Source organism: Sphaerisporangium sp. B11E5 (assembly GCF_039871875.1).
Taxonomy (GTDB): Bacteria; Actinomycetota; Actinomycetes; order Streptosporangiales; family Streptosporangiaceae; genus Sphaerisporangium.
On sequence record NZ_JBDPMD010000068.1, the window covers coordinates 1 to 21,270 of the forward strand.

Annotated in this window: 20 protein-coding genes and 1 tRNA gene; 15 read left to right on the forward strand and 6 right to left on the reverse strand. The window is 70.7% G+C overall.

The annotated features are described in order from the left end of the window. Positions 1–75: 75 nt before the first annotated feature. A tRNA-Arg gene (locus ABGB17_RS35805) sits at positions 76–147 on the forward strand. A gap of 107 nt (positions 148–254) precedes the next feature. Further along, on the forward strand, positions 255–521 hold the full coding sequence (locus ABGB17_RS35810; RefSeq protein WP_347638236.1) for a hypothetical protein: 267 nt from the start codon (positions 255–257) through the stop codon (positions 519–521). A 125-nt stretch (positions 522–646) separates the two neighbouring features. On the opposite strand, the gene ABGB17_RS35815 is transcribed toward ABGB17_RS35810, so the two are convergent. Further along, positions 647–1,681 (reverse strand): RNA-binding protein, encoded by a 1,035-nt coding sequence (locus tag ABGB17_RS35815; protein WP_347638238.1) that lies wholly within the window; start codon positions 1,679–1,681, stop codon positions 647–649. Between the two features lie 264 nt (positions 1,682–1,945). On the opposite strand from ABGB17_RS35815, the gene ABGB17_RS35820 reads away from it, so the two are divergent. After that, complete coding sequence (locus ABGB17_RS35820; protein WP_347638240.1) at positions 1,946–2,818, forward strand: LD-carboxypeptidase; 873 nt, start codon at positions 1,946–1,948, stop codon at positions 2,816–2,818. Here the strand turns inward: ABGB17_RS35820 and ABGB17_RS35825 are convergent. After that, positions 2,794–3,495, reverse strand: a complete 702-nt coding sequence (locus tag ABGB17_RS35825) for an HAD-IA family hydrolase (protein WP_347638242.1) — start codon at positions 3,493–3,495, stop codon at positions 2,794–2,796. The two genes, ABGB17_RS35820 and ABGB17_RS35825, sit on opposite strands and share 25 nt — an antisense overlap. Before the next feature lie 108 nt (positions 3,496–3,603). Between ABGB17_RS35825 and gnd the strand changes: the two genes are divergently transcribed. The 12 genes from gnd (at position 3,604) to ABGB17_RS35885 (ending at position 15,801) form a co-directional block, all read left to right on the forward strand. After that, on the forward strand, positions 3,604–4,515 hold the full coding sequence (gene gnd / locus ABGB17_RS35830) for a phosphogluconate dehydrogenase (NAD(+)-dependent, decarboxylating) (RefSeq protein WP_347638244.1): 912 nt from the start codon (positions 3,604–3,606) through the stop codon (positions 4,513–4,515). Continuing rightward, the gene (locus tag ABGB17_RS35835; protein WP_347638246.1) at positions 4,512–5,429 is read left to right on the forward strand and encodes a Gfo/Idh/MocA family oxidoreductase; all 918 of its coding nucleotides are present in this window, start codon (positions 4,512–4,514) and stop codon (positions 5,427–5,429) included. The genes gnd and ABGB17_RS35835 overlap by 4 nt, the downstream gene beginning before the upstream one ends. 38 nt (positions 5,430–5,467) lie before the next feature. Next, the gene (locus tag ABGB17_RS35840; protein WP_347638248.1) at positions 5,468–6,385 is read left to right on the forward strand and encodes a nucleoside hydrolase; all 918 of its coding nucleotides are present in this window, start codon (positions 5,468–5,470) and stop codon (positions 6,383–6,385) included. Next, positions 6,382–7,476, forward strand: a complete 1,095-nt coding sequence (locus ABGB17_RS35845) for a hypothetical protein (protein WP_347638250.1) — start codon at positions 6,382–6,384, stop codon at positions 7,474–7,476. Before ABGB17_RS35840 ends, ABGB17_RS35845 begins: the two co-directional genes overlap by 4 nt. After that, positions 7,473–7,703 (forward strand): phosphopantetheine-binding protein, encoded by a 231-nt coding sequence (locus tag ABGB17_RS35850; protein WP_347638252.1) that lies wholly within the window; start codon positions 7,473–7,475, stop codon positions 7,701–7,703. The genes ABGB17_RS35845 and ABGB17_RS35850 overlap by 4 nt, the downstream gene beginning before the upstream one ends. After that, complete coding sequence (locus ABGB17_RS35855) at positions 7,700–9,115, forward strand: amino acid adenylation domain-containing protein (protein ID WP_347638254.1); 1,416 nt, start codon at positions 7,700–7,702, stop codon at positions 9,113–9,115. The genes ABGB17_RS35850 and ABGB17_RS35855 overlap by 4 nt, the downstream gene beginning before the upstream one ends. Beyond that, a complete protein-coding gene (locus tag ABGB17_RS35860; RefSeq protein WP_347638256.1) occupies positions 9,112–10,434 on the forward strand; it encodes a hypothetical protein in 1,323 nt (440 codons plus the stop codon). Before ABGB17_RS35855 ends, ABGB17_RS35860 begins: the two co-directional genes overlap by 4 nt. After that, on the forward strand, positions 10,427–11,674 hold the full coding sequence (locus ABGB17_RS35865; RefSeq protein ID WP_347638258.1) for an MFS transporter: 1,248 nt from the start codon (positions 10,427–10,429) through the stop codon (positions 11,672–11,674). The genes ABGB17_RS35860 and ABGB17_RS35865 overlap by 8 nt, the downstream gene beginning before the upstream one ends. 17 nt (positions 11,675–11,691) lie before the next feature. Continuing rightward, positions 11,692–12,735, forward strand: a complete 1,044-nt coding sequence (locus tag ABGB17_RS35870; RefSeq protein WP_347638260.1) for a thioesterase domain-containing protein — start codon at positions 11,692–11,694, stop codon at positions 12,733–12,735. Positions 12,736–13,063: 328 nt separating this feature from the next. Then, positions 13,064–13,708, forward strand: coding sequence for a sigma-70 family RNA polymerase sigma factor (locus ABGB17_RS35875; RefSeq protein ID WP_347638262.1), 645 nt, complete (start codon positions 13,064–13,066; stop codon positions 13,706–13,708). Then, on the forward strand, positions 13,680–14,750 hold the full coding sequence (locus ABGB17_RS35880; protein ID WP_347638264.1) for a hypothetical protein: 1,071 nt from the start codon (positions 13,680–13,682) through the stop codon (positions 14,748–14,750). The genes ABGB17_RS35875 and ABGB17_RS35880 overlap by 29 nt, the downstream gene beginning before the upstream one ends. A gap of 58 nt (positions 14,751–14,808) precedes the next feature. Beyond that, on the forward strand, positions 14,809–15,801 hold the full coding sequence (locus tag ABGB17_RS35885) for an asparaginase (RefSeq protein ID WP_347638266.1): 993 nt from the start codon (positions 14,809–14,811) through the stop codon (positions 15,799–15,801). Between the two features lie 21 nt (positions 15,802–15,822). Here ABGB17_RS35885 and ABGB17_RS35890 read toward each other — a convergent pair whose 3' ends face one another. The 4 genes from ABGB17_RS35890 to ABGB17_RS35905 all read right to left on the reverse strand — a co-directional run bounded on the left by ABGB17_RS35890 (position 15,823) and on the right by ABGB17_RS35905 (position 21,239). After that, positions 15,823–17,289: a hypothetical protein gene (locus tag ABGB17_RS35890; protein WP_347638268.1), complete on the reverse strand. Its 1,467-nt coding sequence runs from the start codon at positions 17,287–17,289 to the stop codon at positions 15,823–15,825. A 114-nt stretch (positions 17,290–17,403) separates the two neighbouring features. After that, complete coding sequence (locus tag ABGB17_RS35895; RefSeq protein ID WP_347638269.1) at positions 17,404–18,201, reverse strand: hypothetical protein; 798 nt, start codon at positions 18,199–18,201, stop codon at positions 17,404–17,406. A 296-nt stretch (positions 18,202–18,497) separates the two neighbouring features. After that, entirely contained in the window at positions 18,498–19,355 is an 858-nt protein-coding gene (locus tag ABGB17_RS35900) for a hypothetical protein (RefSeq protein ID WP_347638271.1), read from the reverse strand. A 717-nt stretch (positions 19,356–20,072) separates the two neighbouring features. After that, on the reverse strand, positions 20,073–21,239 hold the full coding sequence (locus ABGB17_RS35905) for a polysaccharide deacetylase family protein (RefSeq protein WP_347638273.1): 1,167 nt from the start codon (positions 21,237–21,239) through the stop codon (positions 20,073–20,075). Positions 21,240–21,270 lie beyond the last annotated feature (31 nt).

Below are 21,270 nucleotides of genomic sequence, written 5' to 3' on the forward strand. Positions count from 1 at the left end.
CGCCCCCAAACGATCACCACCCCCGTTTCCGTAACCGACGCCCCCCTGATGCTGGTAGCCTTGTCGCGAGTCAAAGCCCCCTTAGCTCAGGGGATAGAGCACCGGCCTCCGGAGCCGGGTGCGCAGGTTCGAATCCTGCAGGGGGCACTCGATCTTGACAGCGATTCCGACCGCCGACCAAGGCGAACAGCGTACGAACGGGCGGGCCTCCAGTCTCACGGAGGCCCGCCCGTTCTTGTTGACGCTCACTGGTCATGGGGATCTGGGAAGTGGCCTTCGTCATCACGCGAGAAACCGATCAGAACGTGGTCGGCGTGGAGTGGGAGGTGATTGACACCTGCCGTGGCTGGCTTGCGGGACGCGGTGAGGTCGTTGCCCAATCTGCCGATGCCATGACGATTCCCTTTCGTCGCATCTCTCGGGATCTGCCGGCTATCGGTCGTCTGAACGCCTTACTAGGGTCCAACTCAGACGGCGCTGTCCCGCCGCATCGACGCTTTGAACAGGGTTGCTCCACGTGAGGCGGTAAATCCTGTACTTCGTGACATCATTAACCGCCTTGGCGCTCTTGGCCCGCTGAAAACCCCGCGACCCTCTGCGGAGCCGGCCCGAGCCGTCCGGTGCTCATCGCCCATAGAGGTGTGGGTCAAGGCATCCATCGTGCGCGGAGCACGCCATCGGGGTCGGGCATCACAGCGGCCATCAGCGGTGTACGTTCGTCCTGGTAGGAGGAAAGAATCAGCACCGCGCGGGCTTCGGCCGGCATGGCGGGCAGTGCCGGATACTTACTTTCGTCGACTGTCAGGCTGGTGATGTGGCCCTGAGGGTCCTGCCAGACGATCTCGACGAAGCCCTCGTGGGGAAGGTCGGCGAGGGTTGCGTCCACGTCTGTCGACAGGTCGGGCCAAATCCGCAGCCTGGCCCGTGGGGTGAGCCGGGTCCGTGTCGGGACAACCTCATCTAGGGTGATCCGGTGCCAGCGTGAGGCGTTGGAGAGATAGCCCTCCTCAAGCACCACGGCACCTTGTTGGCTGATGAGAGCATTCAGCTCGGCCCAGAATGCGTCATCGGCGGGGGTGGCCGTACGGAATCGATCTTCATCGAGTTGCGGATCGTATGGTGACTGGTCGATCGGTTCGGCGAACAGCCCGCGCTGGTGGGTGAGCGTCACCGCGTGCGGGCAGGATGATGCGCTGCCGACATAGACGTACTGGTCGTAGCCGACGTGGACGAAGAACTGGTCCTCGGCCTCCAAACGACACCAGGCACCGTTGTCGCGCAGCATCACCCGGACCAATTCCAAGGCGACAGCCATCGGCACCTGTGCGCCGTCGTGGTAGCCGGTCAGGTCGGGCGGGAACAGTCCGGCCAGGCCGTGGCCGTCGACCGGGGGGTCCGCACCGAAGTTGACGAAGCCGCTCACCTCGGGTTCCCGGATGGTGAGGTGGGTGATGCCGGCTTCTTCGGCGAAAGCGGCCACAGACGCTAGGTAGGCCGCTTCCACAGGGCCGTGATCGCTGTACACGTCGTCGGGACCGACGTGGTGACCGTGCTCGTTGCGGTCGGCCGGGTCGTACTTGGTGACGCGGTGGACATGGAGTCTTGTGGCGGTTCGGTCACCGGTCGGATATGCCTCAGGTGGGGATGCCTGTGAGCCGGGACCGGCCGTGGGAGCTTTCACCGTCCCCATTCTGGTGAGCTCTGGTCTTCCCGCGATACTCCGCGTTGCTCAGGTGGCCGTACTTTGGCACCCTGACGACGTCCGTCGTCAGGGTTATCGCTATGTCTCCTCTAAAGAGGGGTACGGCTCTTTCCGTGGACCCATCGTGGTTCCTCATCGGACAGGAATCAGGCTGGCCCGATACCGATGCGTCCTCGTACAATCGGGCGCTTGACCGAGATGACGGGAATTGCCCGGCCGCCCAGGTTGCGGCCGGGAGACCGGGTGGCTGTGGTCGCGACCAGTGGGACGGTCTCGCCGGAGCGGCTGGCGTACGGGTGTGCTCGGCTTCGCGGCGCTGGTCTGGACGTGGTCACCGGGGAGCATGTTCTCGCGCGGCATGGGCTTTTCGCCGGTACCGACCGGGAGCGGGCGGCTGATCTTACGGACGCCTGGTGTGACGAGCGGGTTCGGGCGGTGTTGTGTGCTCGGGGCGGGTACGGCGCGTTGCGGGTGCTCGATCATCTCGATCCGGAGCGGTTCGCCGCCGTCGCGGCGAAGCCGTTGGTCGGTTCTAGTGATGTGACGGTGCTGCACCGGTGGCTGGCCGAGCACACGGGGGGCGTCGGGCTCTACGGGCCGATGGTGGCGGGTACGGCGCTGGGTACCGATCGCCTCGGTGACCGGTGGGCACAGGAGCTGATACGGACGTTGATGTCGCCGGAGGAGACGCAGGAGCTGTACTGCCCGGAGGCGATCGAACTGGTGCCTGGGCGGGCCGGTGGGCCGGTCGTCGGTGGCAACCTCAACTTGCTGGCAGCGTTGCTGGGCAGTGCTGAGGCCGGGGCGGCGGCGGGGTGCATCGTGGTGCTGGAGGACGTCAACAAGGAACCACATCGGCTTGATCGGCTGTTCACGCAGATGGTGCGGTCGGGGTGGTTCGACGGTGCCGTCGGGGTGGTGGCGGGGCGGTGGCGTAACTGTGGGCCGGATCCGGACGCGATCTTGCTTGAGCGTCTCGGGGCGCTGGGTGTTCCGATCCTGGCCGGGTTCGACGTCGGGCACGGGGCTCGTCAGCTCACCGTTCCTCTCGGTGTCCCGGCCGTGCTGGACACGGGGAGCCGGTCGCTGCGCTACACCGTGCCGGCCCTGAGGTGAAACAGGTCGGCGAGTTCCACTCCGGTCAGTGACGGCAGGACCAGGTCGGCGGCGGCCAGGTCGTGTCCGACGGTGACGGGGCCGGGGACCGCGACGCAGCGCAGGCCGGCTGCCTTGGCGGCGGCCACGCCGGTGGCGGTGTCCTCGATGGCGAGCGCCGCGGGTGCCGGCGACCGCAGGTGTGCCAGCGCGGCGAGGTAGAGGTCCGGCGCCGGTTTGCCGGTCGCGACGTCGTCGCGACAGAACACCGCGGAGAACTCGGACAGCAGCCCGACCCGCTCCAGATGGCCGGTCACCCATTCCCGGGTGGCGCCTGAGGCGACCGCGGTGCGCACTCCGGCGGCCTGTGCCTGTGCCAGCAGGTCGCGCACTCCCGGCAATACCGGCAGGTCCAGGGCCAAGGCGCGCACCCGGGCACGGATCCGGCTCATCGCCGCAAGTGGATCACCGCCGGCGGCCCCGAGTACCGCCGTCACCCGTTCGGGCCGCAGACTCGGCACTCCGACCGCGGCCACGAAAGCCTTTTCGTCGAAAGGAATGTCAAGGTCGACGCACTCGGCTCGCCACCCGGCCACCAGAGCCGACTCGGTGTCGACGATGACCCCGTCGAAATCAAAGATGAGAGCGCGGTTTTCCGGTTGGCTTCCGCCGGCCGGGTACCCAGCGACGCTCGACATTGTGCCTCCGATTTTCGGCTTTGTGAATATCCCAGATTAGCCCAGGCGTTTGATAACGTGCGGAAAGCGACATTTCACCGGGGCGGGGGCGCATCGTCGGGAGGATGCATGGACATCGGACTGGTGGGACTCGGGCGGATGGGGGCCGGGATCGCGCGGCACTGGCTGCGGGACGGTTACCGGGTGGTGGGGCATGACCTGGACAAGGCCGCGATGGCCGAGTTGGCGGACGACGGCCTGGAACCGGCCGAGGACCTCGCGGCCCTGATCGCCGCCCTGCCGGCCCCGAGGACGGTGTGGACGATGCTGCCGGCCGGTCCGCCGACGCGGGCGGTCACCGCCTACCTCGAGGAGGCTCTCGAACCGGGAGATCTCCTGCTGGACGGCGGGAACACCAACTTCCACGAGTCGGTCGAGCGGGCCGCCCGGTGCCGGGAGAAGGGGCTGCGGTTCCTCGACGTCGGCACGTCGTCGGGGCTGCTCGGCCGGGCGGAGGGGTACTGCCTGATGGTCGGCGGCGACCCCGAAGTGGCGTCGGAGACGATGCCGGTCCTGCGCAGCATCGCCCCCGAGGGCGGATGCCGGTACGTCGGCCCCTCCGGTGCCGGGCACTACGTGAAGATGATCCACAACGGCATCGAGTACGGGCTGCTGGAGGCGTATGCCGAAGGCTTCGAGGTGCTCAAGGCCAGCGAGTACGACCTCGACCTGCCCGCGATCGCCGAGCTGTGGCGGCACAACAGCCTGATCCAGTCCCGGCTGCTCGACCTGCTCGCCGGCAAGCTCGACGCCGACCCGGAACTGTCCAAGTTCTCCGACTACGTCGAGGATCTGGGGACGGGTCGCTGGGCGGTGCTGGAGGCGATCGAGCGGAACGTCCCGGCCCCGGCGATGACCGCCGCCCTGCTGACGCGGTTACGCTCCCGCCAGGAGACGTCCTTCGGCGGACAGGTGCTGTCGGCGCTGCGGGAGGAGTTCGGCGGTCATGTCGTCAACCGGCCGCACGGACCGGTGGCATGATCCGGGTCGGCATCGTCGGCCTGGGCTACATCGCCCGGATCGCCTACCTGCCCTTGCTGGGCGCCGATCCCCGGGTCGAGATCGTGGGCATCTCGGACCTGAGGGCGGAGGCGGTGGAGCAGTACGGCCGGCAGTACCGGATCCAGGGACGCTATCGCGAGCTCGACGATCTGCTGGCGTTACGTCCCGATGTGATGTTCGTGCACACCTCCACGGAGTCACACACCGAGGTGGTGACGCGCTGCCTCGACGCCGGCGTCGACGTCTATGTGGACAAACCTCTGGCGGACAACTGGGCCGAGGCGAAGGCACTGGCGGATCATGCCTCGGCGAGGGGTCTTCTGCTCGCGGTCGGGGTGAACCGGCGCTTCGCTCAGCACGTCCGCGCCGCGCGGGCCGCCGTCCCGGATCCGGTGATCGTCACGACCACCCGGCACCGCACCGAGTACAACCACCTGCCGCTGCGGTTGATGGTGTTCAACGACCTGCTGCACTCCCTTGACCTTCTGTGCTGGCTGCTCGGTGACCCGGTCGAGATCGTCAGCTCGACCGTGGTCACCGACGGCCACGGACGGTTGTCGCACGCGTTGGGAACACTGGCCGGCCCGGCGGCCCACGCCCAGTTCGTGATGGACCGGCACGTCGGTGTCGACCGTGAGTCTCTGGTGCTGCACGGGTCCGGACGGCTGGCCGAGGTGACGGACCTCGACCACACGTCACTTTTCGTCGAGGGCCGGCACAGCACCGTGGCCTTCGGGATGTGGGACTCGCTGCTCCGGCGCCGAGGTTTCGTCGACATGATCGACCACGTTCTGGCATGCCTGGGCCGGCCGGCCGAGTGCGAGATCGCCGCGGAGCGTGTGCTGACGAGTCACCGAATCGCTGAGGAACTTCTGGCTCGCCACCGCGCATGAACGACGCCCGGGGACTTTCTGCTCCAAGGAGGATCCACGTGTCCACCGCCGTGCCCGAGACAGCGGGCAGCACGCCGCTCATCATCGACACGGACATCGGCGACGACCCGGACGACACCGTCGCGCTGGTGATCGCCGCGCGCACGGAACCAGCGCTGGCGCTGGTCGTGACCTCGGACGAGCGCGACGGCCTGCGGGCCCGGTTCGCCCGGCAGCTCCTCGATCGGCTCGGGCGTTCCGACGTCGTGGTGGCGGCCGGCGCGCAGATCGCACCGACCGGGCCGGGCATGTGCGTGCGCGACCTCATCGACCCGGACGTCGCGCGGCAGACGACAGACGTGGCCGGCGCGGTGGCCGCCGTGGCCGGCCGGAGCGCCGGGCCCGTGCGCTGGGCCGGCCTCGGATTCCTGTCGAACCTGGCCGCCCTGTGTGAACACCGGCCTGACCTGGCCGGACGGCTCGCCGTGACGCAGATGGGCGGGGCACTCGGACGTGATCCGTCCCGGCCCGAGTTCAACTTCGGCGGTGATCCGCGCGCCACTCGTACGGTGCTGGCCGAAGTGACCCGCCCGACGCTGGTCGTCGCGGACCTGACCTACCGGCCCCCCATGCAGATCGAGCCCGGCTCGCCGCTGTGCGCCGGCCTCGCCGGCGCTGCCCCCGGAAGCTGGGCCCATCTGGTCAGTGAGCAGTTCCGGGCCTGGTTCGCGATCCCGAAGCCGTCGTTCCAGCACGACCCTCTCGCGCTCAGTGTCGCCATGGGGCAGGGCTTCGTCACGTTCGAGAGGACGCGGGTCGCGCTCGACGAGGTCGGCAGGATGAGTCTGGCCGCGGACGGCGCCGAGGTGTCGCTCTCCCGGACGGTCGACTACGGACGCTTCATGGCCTGGCTGCACGAGGGCCTGGGCCTGCCGGCGGCCGGCGGCCGGACGACCGAGCCGCTGCCGGGCCGATGACCCGGGTGGAGGGCCGCGGGGCGGGGCTCACCCGGTTCCGGATCGACACCGGGCTGTCCGGGCTGCCCGACCTGGAGCCGGCCGCGTTCGACCCCAGCGCGGGGGCGGCCGGCAGCCGGGCCCGGCTGCTCAGCGTCGAGACGGACGGACGTTGGCGGCGCCGCTACGTGGCGGCGGAACCGGCCGCAAGCGGGGCCACCGGCCTGGCCGCGCTGCTGCCGGTGTACTGGCCGGCCGGTCGTTCGTGGCCGGATCCGGCGTACGACCCGGCCGGCTGGCCGATCCCCGGGCTGTCCCCAGCCGAAGTCACCCCCGACCGCTGCCTGCTCGTCGGAGGTGTGTACGACCGCCGGACAGCCCTGCACCTCCCCGGCGATGGCACCCTGGCCAGGGACGGCCTGCGCGAGGTGGCCAGGATCGCCGTGGAATCGGGTCGCTGCCTGGTCTTCCCGTTCGTCTACGCCCGCGCCCGCCGGATCCTCGACGCCGCCACCGGCGGCCGTGTCCGGTGGGGTGTCCTGGAGCACGAGGCCTGTTTCCGCGATGTGCTCCGGACCGACGGCACGCGGGCCCGGGTCCGCGGAGTGCTGCGCCGCGACCGGCGGATCATCGAGCGGGCGGCGACCACCGCGTCCGTCGTTCCCTGGCAGGACGCCTCCCCGCGGACCGCCGGCCTGATCGCCGAGCACAACCTCCGGATGGGGCAGTTCGACGACCCCGAGTTCGTGCGCATGCGGTACACGCAGTGGGCGGACTGCGCGGGGGTGCGGGTGATCGTGTTCGACGCGCGTGCCGGGTCCCGGCACGGCGTGCTCACGGCGCTGGTGTGGCGGGACAGCCTCGAACTGCACGAGATCGGCCTGCCGCCGTCCGGCGACCCGGCGCGGCTGGCGCTCTACCTCGACCTGATCTTCCACCGGCCGCACGCGTACGCCCGCGAGCACGGGCTGAACACCATTCGCGCGGGGACGGCCGCGCGAACCCCCAAGGCGTCGAGGGGTGCCGCGTTCGAGCCGCTGCACGGGGGCGTGCTCGACCCCGAGAGCACCAAGTGGCTCGCGCACGGGCCCGATCCGAGGAGTACCGAATGACCCAGTCCGAGGTGGCCACCCTGATGGCCGAGATCCTGGAGACCGACGAGATCGCGGCCGACGAGAGCTTTTTCGAGGTCGGCGGCAGCTCGTTCCTGGTGCTGACGTTGATCGCCCGGATCCGGGAGCGCACCGGGGTGACGCTGCGCATGATCGACATCATCCGCCGTCCCACGCCGGACGGGGTGCACGAACTGGTGACCGTGGCGGCGGACGGTGTCTCGTGAACCTCCCCGGCGTCTGGACGGCGTTCCAGGCCCACGCCGAACGGCACCCGGACCACCCGGCGATCCGCTCCGACGCCGTGGCCGTCACCTACGGCGAACTGCGGGCCCGCGCGGCCGATCTCGGATCCCGGCTGGCGGACGCGCTCCCTCCCGGCAGCCTGGTCGCTCTCGACGCGGATGACCCGGCTCTGGGTGCCCTGGCCTTCCTCGCCGCGGCGCGCTCGCGGTGTGCGCTGCTGCCGCTCAACCAGGACAGCCCGGCGCGGCACCGGACGGCCATGCTGGCGGACGCCAGGCCCGCGGCGACACTTCGCCCGGCCGGTCCCAGGTCGCTCGAAGTGGTGCCTGAGCCGGACGGCGCGCGGCGAACCAGGTTCGACGAGGTCGCGTACCTGCTCTACACCTCCGGCTCGACCGGCACCCCGAAAGGCGTGCTGGTCTCGCATCAGGCGCTGGCCGACCGGCTCGCCGGTCTGGCCGTCGTGCCGGGCCTGCGGGCCGGTCAGAGCATGCTGGCGATGACCGCGTTGTCGTTCGACATCTCGATCGCGGAGATGTTGCTGCCGTTGACGGTCGGCGGCACCGTCGTCGCGGCCCCGGAGGGGACACGCCTGGACCCGGAGATCTTCGCGGCGGTGGTGCACCGCCACGCACCCGACGTCCTGCAGGCGACCCCGAGTTTCTGGCGGCTTGCGGTGGCCGCCGGCTGGGCCGGCGCGCCGGGCAGCGACCTTTGGTGTGGCGGCGAGGAGATGACCGCCGCCCTGGCCGCGCAGCTCCGGTCACGGGGCCGCCGGCTCTGGAACGTGTACGGGCCGACCGAAGCGACCATCTGGGTCTCGGCCCAACTGGTGTCCTCCGCCGACGACGTGACCCTCGGTACCCCTTTGCCGGGCAGCGGGATGTGCCTGTCCGGTCCGGGGCCGGAGGGCGAGATCCTGCTGTACGGCGACGGTCTCGCACTCGGCTACCTGAACCAGCCCGAACTGACGGCGGAACGTTTCCGGCCCCGCGAGACCGGCACCGGCACCCGGCTCTGCTACCACACCGGGGATCGCGGGCGGTACCGCGCGGACGGCCGCATCGAGTTCCTGGGGCGCGACGACGGGCAGGTCAAGCTGCGCGGGCACCGGATCGAGCTGGGCGAGATCGAACGGACGCTGGAAGCGCACGAGAGCGTGTCGGAGGCGGTGGTCGTGGTCAGCGCCCGGGACGACCCGGGCCGGACGCACCTCACCGCGTTCGTCGTCGTGCGTCCTCGCCCGGAGGCCGGGCCGGACGTCAGAAGCCTGCGGCGCTGGCTGGCCGAACGGCTGCCCGCGGTCATGCGTCCGGCGCGCATCGAACTGATGGCCGCGCTGCCGAGGACGACCGCGGGCAAGGTCGACCGCCGGGCCCTGGTCCGGCCGTGACGACGAGACGTCCGCTGGCCGTCCTGATCGCGGAGCGGGGATCCCTGACGCCGGTGGAGATCGTCACGGCCGCCGGGGACACTCTGCCGGTCCTGTTCGTCCTCGACGAGGGCGCGGCGGGGCCCGGCGCCGACCGGCTCCGGCTGGTCGCCGAGGCCCTGGCGCCGACCGTGTACGCCGATTTCGCCGACGCCGAAGGCTGCGCGGCCGTGATCGCGGATGCCGGGGCCGTGGCGGTGACCACGTTCACCGATCGGCTCTGCCCCCTGGCCGCGCGGATCCGGCGCCGTCTGCAGCCCACCGGCGGTCACCAACTGTGGAGCCACAAGGAGGAGCAGCGCCGTCGTCTGGTCGCGGCGGGTGTCTCCCGGGTCCGGTCGGCCGTGCTCGACGAGCCGGAACAGGCACGGACGCTGCTGGCCCGATGGGGTTCGGGTGTAGTGGTCAAACCGGTCGACGGGGTCGCCAGTGCGCACACCTGGTTGCTGCGCTCGCCGGAGGACGTCGACGAGTTCGTCTCCGCGCTCGGTCACCGCGACGGTGCGCCACGGATGTTCGCCGAGGAGTTCATCGCAGGACTGCCCCGGGAGACGCCCCGGTTGGGCGACTACGTGTCCGTGGAGGTGATCAGGTCCGGCAGCGGTACGGCACCGCGGCTGGCGTTCGTCACCGACCGCGCGCCGCCGGCCGCGCCCTGCCGGGAGACCGGGCTGATGTGGCCGACGTCGCTGCCGGAGACCACGGTGGCCCGGTTGGTGGCCACGGCCGACCAGGCGCTCGAGGTGCTGCCGGCCGGCCCCGGCAGCTACCACGTCGAGATCAAACCCGGGTCCGGCCGGGACGAGATCATCGAGGTCAACGGGCGTCTCGGCGGTTTCGTCGCCCGCGCGGCCAGGTACGGGGCCGATCTCGACGTGGCCCGGCTCGCCCTCGATGTCGCGGCCGGCTCACCGGACCGGCCGCCGGGAGCACAGCGGCTGACGATCACTTGGCGGCGCTGTGTGGCCGTCCTGCTGTTCCCGGCGCCCCGGGCCGCGCGGTGGATCAGCCGGGCCCCCGACCGCCGGATCCTGAGCCGCCGCCCCGGGGTACTGGCCGTCGATCAGGTGCGCCGCGAAGGAGAACCGTGCGCCTGGCAACGCGGCACCGACGACGCGGTGGCGACGCTCTGGCTGGCCGGCGACAGCCATCGCGAACTCTGGGACCGTTTCCTGGACGTCGCCGAATACCTCCACACGACGTTTGCCTTCGTCGACGCTCACGGGGAACCGGCGGCCGATCAGGGCTGGCTGAAGCGGTTGCGGGACCCGGATGCCTGACGAAACGACGTCGCCCACGCGGGTGGGGATCCCGCAGCCGCGCACGGGCCGGTACGTGCGCCGGTACGTGCTCGGCTCGTCGGTGTCGGCGTTCGGCAACCAGATGGCAGCGGTCGCACTGCCGGTGGCGCTGGTCTGGCACGGCGCGGGCGCCGCCTCCCTCGGGGTGGTGCTCGGTGCGGCGATCCTGCCCAAGACGGTGTTCCTCCTGGCCGGCGGGGTGATCGGCGACCGCCTCGACCGCCGCGGCGTGCTGATCCTCGGTGATCTGCTGATGGCGGCCACCCAGGTCGCGACCGCCCTGCTGCTGTGGCACAGCGGTACCCGGCATCTGCACCTGCTGGTGATCCTCCAGATCCTGTACGGCTGCGCGAACGCTCTCGCCGTGCCCGCCCTCATCGGCGTACTGCCGCAGTTGGTGCCGCTGGAGGGGCTGCAGCGGGCGAACGCCGTGCTGCGCACGGCGATGAACACGGCAGCGGTGCTGGGCCCCCCGGCCGCCGCCGGTCTCGCGGCCGTGCTGCGACCGGAATGGGCGCTGCTCGCCAACGCGGTGACGTTCATGGTGTCCGCGGGGGCGGTGTCCGGGCTGCCGAAACTGTCCTCACCGTCCGGACGCGCGTCGTTCGTGCGGGAACTGGTCGCCGGGTGGGCGGTGTTCCGTCGCACGACCTGGGTCTGGCTGATGGTGGGGTCGTTCGCGATCTACCAGGCCACCGTGCTGCCGGTGGTCTTCGTCATCGGCCCGCTGGTCACCCAGCACGACGCCGGCGCGAGCGGGTGGGCCGCGGTGCTGACGGCGCGCGGCGCCGGCGCCGTCCTCGGTGGCGTACTGCTCCTGCGCCGGCGGCCACGCCGGCCGGTCGCCCTGGCCTGTGCCCTGCTCCTGCTCGACCTGCCGTTCCTGCTCGGGCTGAGCGCCGGGCTCGGCGTGGTGGCGTTGGTGCTTGCTTCGGTCGTGGCGACCGCGGGGCTGGTCGCGGCGGACACGCTGTGGGAATCGGCTCTGCAGGAGAACGTCGATCCCGCGTTCATCTCGAGGATCAGTTCCTACGACTGGATGGGTTCGGTGTTCTTCGCCCCGCTCGGGTACCTGGCGGTCGGGGCTGTCGCGGCCGTGGCCGGGACCTCGGCCACCGTCGTCACGATCACCGTCCTGCACGGCGTCATTCATCTGCTGCTCCCGCTGGCGCCCCAGATCAGGGCCGTCCAGCGGACACCCGGCCCGGCATCGTCGTGACGAGAGGACGATCGACCATGGACGAGTACCTGCGTTCTCGATGGCGACAGATCTCGCCCGGGGCGGGTGACGATCTGCTGACCGGCCATGGCGGCGTGGAAGCGATGGTCGCCCTGGTGGTCCAGTTGCAGCGGGCCGGCTTCCCGGTCAGCATGCGCGACCTGCTCCGGTCCCCGACCGTACCGCTCCTGGCCGGCGTACTGCGGGAACGGGCCGTCGGCGCGGCCGGGGAGTATCCCGCTTTCGCCGATCTGTGGGCCGAGAGCACGTCGGTGTGGTCGTCCCCCGTCCGGACGCTGGTACCGCTCGCCGCCGGTACCGGTCCGCCTCTGTTCTTCGTCCATACCGGTCTCGGGCAGGTGCGGTTCATCGAACGGGTCGTGGACCATTTCCGGCGCGGACGGCCGGTGTACGGGTTCGAGGCGATCGGGCTGCGCGACCGGACGCGCCCCCCGTTGTCGATGGCCGAGATCGCCGGCCAGTACATCGCCCAGATGCGCCAGGTGCAGCGGCACGGCCCGTACTCGATCGGCGGATTCTGCATGGGCAGTCACGTGGCGTTCGAGATGGCGCACCGGCTCACCGAGGCGGGTGAAGAGGTGGCCGTACTCGCCCTGATGCCCTCCGCGTTCTCACTGGACGCGGGGCTGAACTCGATCCGGCCAGGCATCCGGCAGCGACCCCCCGGAACCGGACTGCAGGACCTCTACCTCGAACGGCTCGCCTACGTGCAACTCATGGTCGGCGACCTGGACCTGGACGCGCACCGTTCTGAGGTGCTCGACGCCTTCGAGCAGACCTTCTGGCTCGACGGCGTGAAGCCCGAGGACTTCTTCTGGCACGCGGTGGTGGCCGCGGCGACCGCCTTCGCCCAGGAGAACTACGACCCGCGGCCGTACCCGGGACCGGCCCTGGTCTTCCAGACGGCACGGACCGCGTCCGGGGAGGCCGCGGACTGGTCACCGGTGGCCCCGAACGCTCGCGACCTCGTCTTCGACGAGCCCGACAGCTTGGCCATCATGCGGACCCCGGAGTTCGGCGACGCCGTGGCTCTGCCCTAGGGCCGCCGTCCGCGCCGGAAAATCAGGCAGGGGACGGCTTCCCGATCATGGGGCTGGGGGCCTCTCTTTAGGGACCTCGGTGTTCGCCGGGGCGTCGGGTGGGAGAGAGGAGTCGGCGTGACGAGACCTGTCGTGGGGGCGGTCGTGGCCGGGGGGGTCGCGGTGGCCGTCTGGGGGGTACGGGGGTGGCTGCGGGGTGGGCGTGGCCGGGTGGGGGAGCTTCGGGTGGGGTGGGTTTACCGGGTGCCGGCGCGGGGGCGGGTTCGGTACGTGGGGCGGCGGCGGGTTGTCGTCGTGGGGGAGGGGTGGCGGTGCGGTGGGCGGTGTGATGACGTTCGATGAGCCGGTGGTGCGGGCGTCGGTGGGGCGGGTGGCGGACGGGGTCGGGCTGGAGGTGCTGCGGGCCGGGTTTCTCGAGCTGGTCGAGAGTGAGTACCACCGGGTGGCGCGGTTCGTGATGTTCAACGGGGCGGACCGGGAGGAGGCGCTGGACGCGACGCAGGCGGCGTTCACGCAGGCGTGGGATCTGATCCGGCGGCGGCCGGAGCAGTGGGAGGCGGTGCGGGAGCCGCGGGCGTGGGTGCGGACGGTCGCGTTGCGCTGTCACCGGCGGCCGCCGGACCGGCGGCGGGAACCGCCCACCGTGCTCGGCAACTCGCCCGGCGAGAGGGTGTGGGAGGGGCAGGACCCCGGAGAGGTGACGGCGCAGACCCTGCATGTGCTGGAGGCGTTGCGGCGGCTGCCGGAGGACGCGCGGATGGCGATGGCGTTCCACGTCGACGGGTTCCGGCCGGTCGACATCGCCGTCGAGCTGGGGATCACCGACCAGCAGGCCCGCGACCTGCTGAAGAAGGGACGCAGGATCCTCGCCCGCGAGGCGGGGCTCCTGGCCGGACGCCAGAACGGTACGGCGGGGGAGGACACGGATGAGAAAGGGGGGAGTCTTGAGCACAGACCAGGAGTCGCCCTTTGACGGCCTGGACGGACTGCTGGGTGACGCCGCGCGGGAGCTGGACGCGAACCTGCGGGCGGGCACCGACCTCAACGCGATGCTCGTCGGGCTCATGGCGGGGGACGGCGAGGCATCGTGCTCGGATCAGGGGCCGCCGGAGGACGTCGCGGCGTCCGTCATCGCGATGCGGGCGGACGCGCACGGCATGCGGCGCGACCTCGACCTGCTGCGGAGCCTGGACCGGGGGCGGGAACACGATCGGAATCTGGACCGGCCGCGGGACCCGGTCAGAGACCTGGTGCACGACGACCTGCGGGACTCGATGGTGCTGCGGGCGCACGAGCTGGTGCGCGCGCTGGAGAGGGCGGCCCTCCCGGGGGCCATCGTGGACCGCGGCGAGGACCTGGTGTCGGCGCTGATGCTGGACCGCGAGGTGAACCTGGCGGTCGTGTCGGCGCGTGCGCTGACGCGGACGTTGAGCATCCTGGACGCGCTGGAGCTGGCGCCGGGGGAGTACGCGGGGGTCTTCGAGCGCTTCGGCGTGCTGGAACGGGTGCGGGCGCTCGCCGGGACGCTCGACGGCGTCAGCGACCTCAACAGCCCGCTGAACTGGGCGGTCGACCTCACACGTGCCCTCAGGCGAGTGCGCGGCATCGCGGGGGACGTCGCCGGGCTGCTGCGGCGCACGGGGGACGTCGTCGGTACGGTTCATCTGGTGGTGGCGTGGAAGAGGATCCTCAACGGGGTCTACAGCCTTGAGGAGGACCTCTCCCGAGCTTACCCGTACGACCTGACGGGCGAGCTCATCCGGGACGTCATCCGTGACCTCGTCCACGACATGGAGACGATCGACGTGGACGCCTCCGGGCTCGACCTGCACCACCTGGACCTCCAGGAGGTGGAGGTGCTCGCCGGGGTGTTGTGGACGGTGGACACGGTGTGGCCGCCCGGCATCGCCGAGCAGGTCAGGGCCCGCTCGAAGGAGGTCGTGCCGGGCACGTTCCGCGTGTCGGGGCGCGGGACGGAACACCAGGTCGAGGACCATCCGGCCCCGGCGCACTGAACGGCCGTCCCGGATCTGGGGACGACCACCGGACTCGAACGGCTGGGAGAGGCTTGCCATGGGTTCCACCGCACGGGTCGCCGTGTTCTCGCTCGGCGGGACGATCGCGATGACACCGGGTACACCGGGCGGTGGCGTGGTCCCCGCGCTGACGGCGGACGACCTGGTGGCCGGGCTCGCCGGCGTGCCGGTGGAGCTGGTGACGCGGGACTTCCTGCGGGTCCCGGGGTCGGCGCTGACGTTCGCGGACCTGATCGAGCTGGAGGGAGCCGTCCGCCGGGAGGTGGACGGCGGGGCGGACGGCGTCGTGGTCACCCAGGGCACCGACACCATCGAGGAGAGCGCCTACGTGCTTGACCTGCTGTGGGGCGGGGACGCGCCGCTCGTGGTGACGGGCGCGATGCGCAACCCCGCCATGGCGGGAGCGGACGGGCCGGCGAACCTGCTGGCGGCGGTCCGCGTCGCGGGCAGCCCGGCGGCGCGGGGCCTCGGGTGCCTGGTGGTGTTCAACGACCAGGTGCACGCGGCGCGGTGGGTGCGCAAGACGCACACCAGCAACCCCGCCGCGTTCGTGTCGCCGGAGTACGGGCCGCTCGGGCACGTGGCCGAGGGCCGGGTGAGCATTCCGCTGCGTACGGCACGCGGGCCTCTCATCACCCCCGGCCCCGAGCGGAACGTCCGCGTCGGGCTGGTCACCGTGGCCCTCGGGGACGACGGGGAGGCCGTCCGGGCACTCGGTGAGCGGTGCGACGGCCTTGTGGTGGCGGCGTTCGGGGTCGGGCACGTGCCGGCGGGCATGGTGCCCGCGATCGCCGAAGTGGCGGCCAGGCTCCCGGTCGTGCTGGCGTCGCGCACGGGCGCGGGGCCGGTGCACGAGTGGACGTACGGGTACGCGGGGTCGGAGCGGGACCTGCTCGGACGCGGGGTGGTCTCCGCGGGACGGCTTGATCCGCTGAAGGCACGGGTCCTGCTGCACCTCCTCCTCGCGTCGGGGGCCGGCGTGAGGCAGGTCGCGGAGGTGTTCGCGCAGGTGGCCGGCTCGGGGTCTTGACCTTGGTGTTCAGGAGCACCTTCATCCGCGGGTCTGCCCCGTTCCTGGGCGGCCGAGGTCGCCCCAGGCGGGGGAGAAGCGGGCCGTACGGCGGCCGGGGAGCTCGACGGTGTGCCAGCCGCGGGTGTAGGGGGGCGGGGTGGCGGTGACGTAGACCAGGACCAGCCGCGTGCCGGAGTCCAGGGCTTTCCGGACGCGAGGCGGTGGGCGGCGGGGGAAGTCGACGGCCAGCCCCTGGGAACCGCAGCCGAGCATGTAGCCGATCTCCACGCCTGCCTCGCCGTAGACCATGCAGGGAGCTTCGACGCCCAGGCGGCGTAGTTCCTCGGTGGCGAGGCGCACCCGGTCCCGGGTCGCCCCGACGCTGGTGGACATGCCGTGGGCATAAGTGCCCTGCAGGGCGAAATGGGCCAGCAGGCCGGCGGTCACGATCGCGGTGGTGGCCCGGCGCGGCAGCGGGCCGAGCCGTGACGGCAGGGTCAGCACTCCGGCGGCGATCGGCAGGGCCAGCAGGGCGTAGGCCGGCATCAGGAAGCGGGGGGCGGCGTAGTCGACGTACAGCAGGTACGGCAGGGCGGTGACCGCGGCGGTCACGGTCGCGAGCACCAGCGGGAAGCGGTCGTGCCTTGATGCCCACAGGCCGGCCACCGTCATGAGCGGGATGGCGAGCGCCCAGGTGACCGCGACGGGGGAGATCGGGCCGCAGTCGATGTCCCAGCGGCACAGCGACGGGCCGTCCAGGGCCCGGGCGTGTTCGAGGAGGGAGAAGGTCAGGCCCGTACGGTTGGCGTCGCCGGCGGCCGTCAGGCGGGCAGGCACGCCGCCGAAGCGGAGCTGTGCCTCGATCAGCCACTGGCCCCACCCCACGGCCACACCCGTGGCGACGGCCACGACCGGCCGGACGCGGTGCCCGAGGGACTCGCCGCGCGAGAGCAGGGCCGCCGCGGCGACGGGGACGGCCAGGGCGAGCGCGTCGCTCGGCCGCATCAGGGACACCACGGTGAAGACGGCGGCCAGGCCGGCGAGGACGGGCAGGGACCGGCGCCGCAGGCAGACCAGCCCGGTCGCGGCGACGGCGCCGAGGGCGACGTAGAGATTGGGCATGGCCTGGATGCCGTAGAACAGCGACAGCCAGCATCCCCCGAACAGCAGTGCCGCGAGAGGGGCGGTGTGGCCGGGGCGGACGCGGACCCAGATCAGGAAGGCGCCGAACAGGGCGAGCGAGGAGACCGCCGCCAGGTACAGGCGCAGGACGAGGATCGAGTCGGTCAGGGCCGTCACCGGGGCCACGAGCAGCGGCACGCCCTGGGCGCGAGGGGCGCTGAACACCGGGGGCGGGGCGTGCGCGGCGAACTGGCCGGCGTAGATGGCCTCGTCCCACCCGATGCCCAGGGCAGGCGAGACGATCACCAGTTGCGCGGCGCCGTACAGCGCCGCGACGCCGGCGAGCAGTGCGGCGGGACTCGGGCGGAAAGGCGTGGCGGGCACCAGGGCGCGCTACCCGGATCACCACCGGTGTGTCCTGGCGAATCAGGAACAAAAGGGTGAACCCCTCCACCGGCCATGGTGAAGGGGTTCGGGTCAGCGGACGGCGGTCAGGGGTCAGGGCGGGAAGTTGCCGTTCTTGGCCACCGGCAGGGCGAGCTGGGTGGCGCCCTGGAGGATGGCCGTCTCGGAGGGGAGGCCGGCGAGGACCGGGTTGATGTGCCGCAGGTTCAGGGTGACCGTGGGGAGCGTCGGGGTGACGATGTCGAACTTCTCCAGGTCGATCCACCGGACGATGCCGAAGATCTGGGAGGGGATGTTGTCACCGGCCTTCTGCACCGGGACGCAGAGCTGGCGGGCGTAGAGGACCTGGGCGCCGTGCGTCGGGATCTGGTTCACCAGGACGGGGTTGAGCTGGCGCAGGGACAGTTGCTGGTTGAGCGGGGCGTTCGGCGTGATGGCGTAGCACTTGAGGTCGATGTGCCGGACGAGCGACAGGACCTCGGCGGGTGGCACCACGTTGTTCTTGATGACCGGCACGCACAGTTGTTGCGGCGTGTTCATGGAGATCTGCGTGCGCGGCAGGCTCTGGAACAGCGGGTTGAGGTGGCTGAGGACGAGGCCCGTGGTCACCGTGGTGCCGGTGATCTTGTAGCAGGCCAGGTCGATGTACCTGATGAAGTCGATCACGGTCGACGGCGGCACCTGGGTGTTCTTGGCGACCGGCACGCACAGTTGCTCACGCTGCCCGAGGGTCACGGTCTCGATCGGCAGGCCGGTGAGCACGGGGTTGATGTGCCGGATGGTGAGTGTCGTGGTGGGCGGCTGGTACGGGTTCGTCCTGAAGCATTCGAGATCGAGATACGCGGTGAGGTCCTTCGGTGTCGGCAGCGCGAGTGCGGTGGCCGGCGGCACACAGAGGAATGCGATGGCCAGTACCCCGACGACGGCGGACAACAGGCGCCGGAAAACCGGTTTTCTGCCCCTGGGAACGCTCATTAACGGTCTGTTCACAGTACCTCCGTCGATCGGGATCAGGCATCCTGCCCATGAGTGTGTGCCGTCGGCAACGTTCTGACAATATTGGTGACCGCTTTTTGCCGCGCCTGCTATTCGGTCCGTCATTTCACAGGAATCAGACGTATTTGAATGAGCGCATGAGATGGAACCCCTCCGCGTGGGCGGAGGGGTTCCGCTTCACCGCTCAGGCGTCAGCCCGGAGGGAACTGGCCGTTCTTGGCGACCGGTACGGCGAGCTGGCTCGGGACGGTGAGGGTCGCCCGTTCGATGGGCAGGCCGCGGAGCACCGGGTTGATGTGCTGCAGCGTCAGGCTCACGGTGGGGGTGGTGGTGGGGGAGATGACGTCGTACTTCTCCAGGTCGATCCACTGGATGACCCGCAGCACCTCGTCAGGGATCTCGTCTCCGCGTTTCTGGACGGGCACGCAGAGCTGGCGGGCGTCGGTGACGCGCACGTCTCGCGGCCTGATCTGCGCGGCCACCACCCGGTTGAGCTGCGTGAGGTTCAGCGCGCGGTTCATCGGGGCGCTCGTGATGCCGTAGCACCTGAGGTCGATGTGCGAGATGAACGCCAGGATGTCGGCGGGCGGCACAACGTTGTTCTTCAGCACGGGCACGCACAGGTGCTGGGACACGCCCAGGGTCACCTGTTGCCGCGGCACGTCCAGGAGCAGGGGGTTGAGCTGGTGGAGCGTGAGGGGGACGCCGGCCGTCGTCCCGCCGATCCGGTAGCAGGCGAGGTCGACGAACCTGATGAAGTCCAGCACCGAGTTCGGCGGGATGTTGTTGTTCTTCGCGACCGGTGTGCACAGTTGCTCACGGGGGCCGAGGGTGACGGTCTCGATCGGCAGCGAGCTCAGCACGGGGTTGAGGTGCCGCAGCGTGAGGGTGGTGGCCGGTGGCTGGTAGAGGTTGGTCCTGAAGCATTCGAGGTCGAGGTACGACACGAAGTCCTTCGGGTTCGGCACGGCGAGGGCGGTGGCCGGCGGTACCGAGAGGAATGCGACGGCGAGCACGGCGGCGAAGGCGGACGACAGACGCCGGATCATCGATCTCCTGCGCCCGTGAATTCCGGTTACGGGTCTGTCCATTGCGCCTCCATTAGTCGGGGTCAGGCCTCCTGTCCATGAGTGTGCGACGCGGTGCGCTTCATGACAACATTGCCGGCGGCCCATTTATGAGTCCCGATATTCGGGCCGGTGGGGCGGAGAGTTTTCAACAGGCAGAAACGTGCTGTGATTTCGTTGAAATGTGGAACTTGTTCGGCTTAATTACTCCCTTTACCGCCGCGGACGCGGGCCGCCGCGGGTCGTGGCCCGACGGCCGGCGCGCCGGCGTCCCCCTCGGGGACGGGTCGGCGGACGCGCCAGCGGGTGGGGTGCCGACGGGCAAGGAATCTGTTAGCGCTAACATCTACGGGGTCATCACGACCAGGTTGATGAGCAGCCTCCGCGGCCCGGCATTCCGGGGCACCGTGACTGCGGTGCCGGGACTGTGGCGGTGAACGCGTCCGCCGGAGGCCCGCGGCGGCATCAGGGCCCTCGCCCTCGCCCGCGGCGATCCCGCGCGAGGCGCGGGGGTCCCCGGACCGGCGGGGGACGGGAAGGTCGGGAGGGCGGCGGACCCGCCCAGTGACACGAAGACCCCGCCACCGGGTGGCGGGGTCTTCGCGCGGACCATGTGTTCTCGTTCAACCGGGGGGCGGAGCGATCCCTCCAATCGCCCCGCCACCCGGGGTTCCAGGGGGCGTCACCACAAGCCGGGGGCTAGGCCCTGGTCCACCTCTGGGTGGCCTGGCCGTTGCAGGAGGCGATGGTCACGCCGGAGGAGTTGCCGGTGCCGGTGACGTTGAGGCACAGGTTGTTGGCGACGCTCGTCACGGTGCCGTTGGAGTTGAACACCCACTGCTGGTTGTTGTTGCCGTGGCAGTCGTAGAGCTGGACGCGGGTGCCGGAGCCGGCGTTGGTCGGGGAGTCCAGGCACTTGCCGAGGATCTGCAACTGCCGGCCTGAGGTGTAGGTGAACTTCTGGTTGGCGTTGGTGTGGCAGTCGTAGATCTGGAGCTGGGTGCCGTTGGCGGTGGCGCTGTTCGGCGAGTCGACGCACCGGCCCGCGCCTTCGTTGCGCAGCCGGAACGTCCCGCCGCCACCCGTCGGGGTGACCGTCGGGGTGACCGTAGGCGTGACGGTCGGGGTGATCGTCGGGTCGCCACCTGGAGGAGCGACCGCGCGGCCGGTGGAGGTGGAGATCATGCCGGGGCACAGGTTGCGGTTGCGCAGGTTGGCGGCGATCTGCGGGATGGCCGCCACGGTGTTCCCGATGTTGTCGTGCATCAGGATGACCTGGCCGTTCGTCAGCCGGCCTGCGGCGGAGACGATCGAGGCGGTGCTCGCGCCGTTCCAGTCCTGCGAGTCGACGTCCCACAGCACCTCGGTGAGGCCGAACTGCTGCTCCACCGACCGCAGCGTCGCGTTGGTCTCGCCGTACGGCGGGCGGAACAGCCGCGGCGCGGTGCCCGTGGCCTGCTGGAGCACCTGCTGGGTGCGCTGGATCTCGGACTGCATCTGTGAGGTGCTCATCTGGGTCATGTGCGGGTGGGTGTAGCTGTGGTTGGCGACCCACATGCCAGCGTCCACCTGCGCCCGGACCAGTGCCTGGTTGTTCGCGGCGTTCTGCCCCACGTTGAACATCGTGGCCCGCAGGCCGTTCTGGCGGAGCGCGTTCAGCAGGTTGTTGGTGGCGTTGCCGTAGGGCCCGTCGTCGAAGGTGAGCCCGACGTATCCCGCGCTGCAGTCGGCCGCGCCGGCCGGTGTGGAATGGATCACTGCGAGACCTCCCGCGCCAAGCACGGCGACGGCTCCGGCGACGAGCGCGTTGCGTACGGCCGACCGGAGGGTCCGGGGCCTGGGGGGTGGGGCGGTGTTGTCGGCCATGTTCATGTTCCTCCGGGATCCGGTCGAGCGG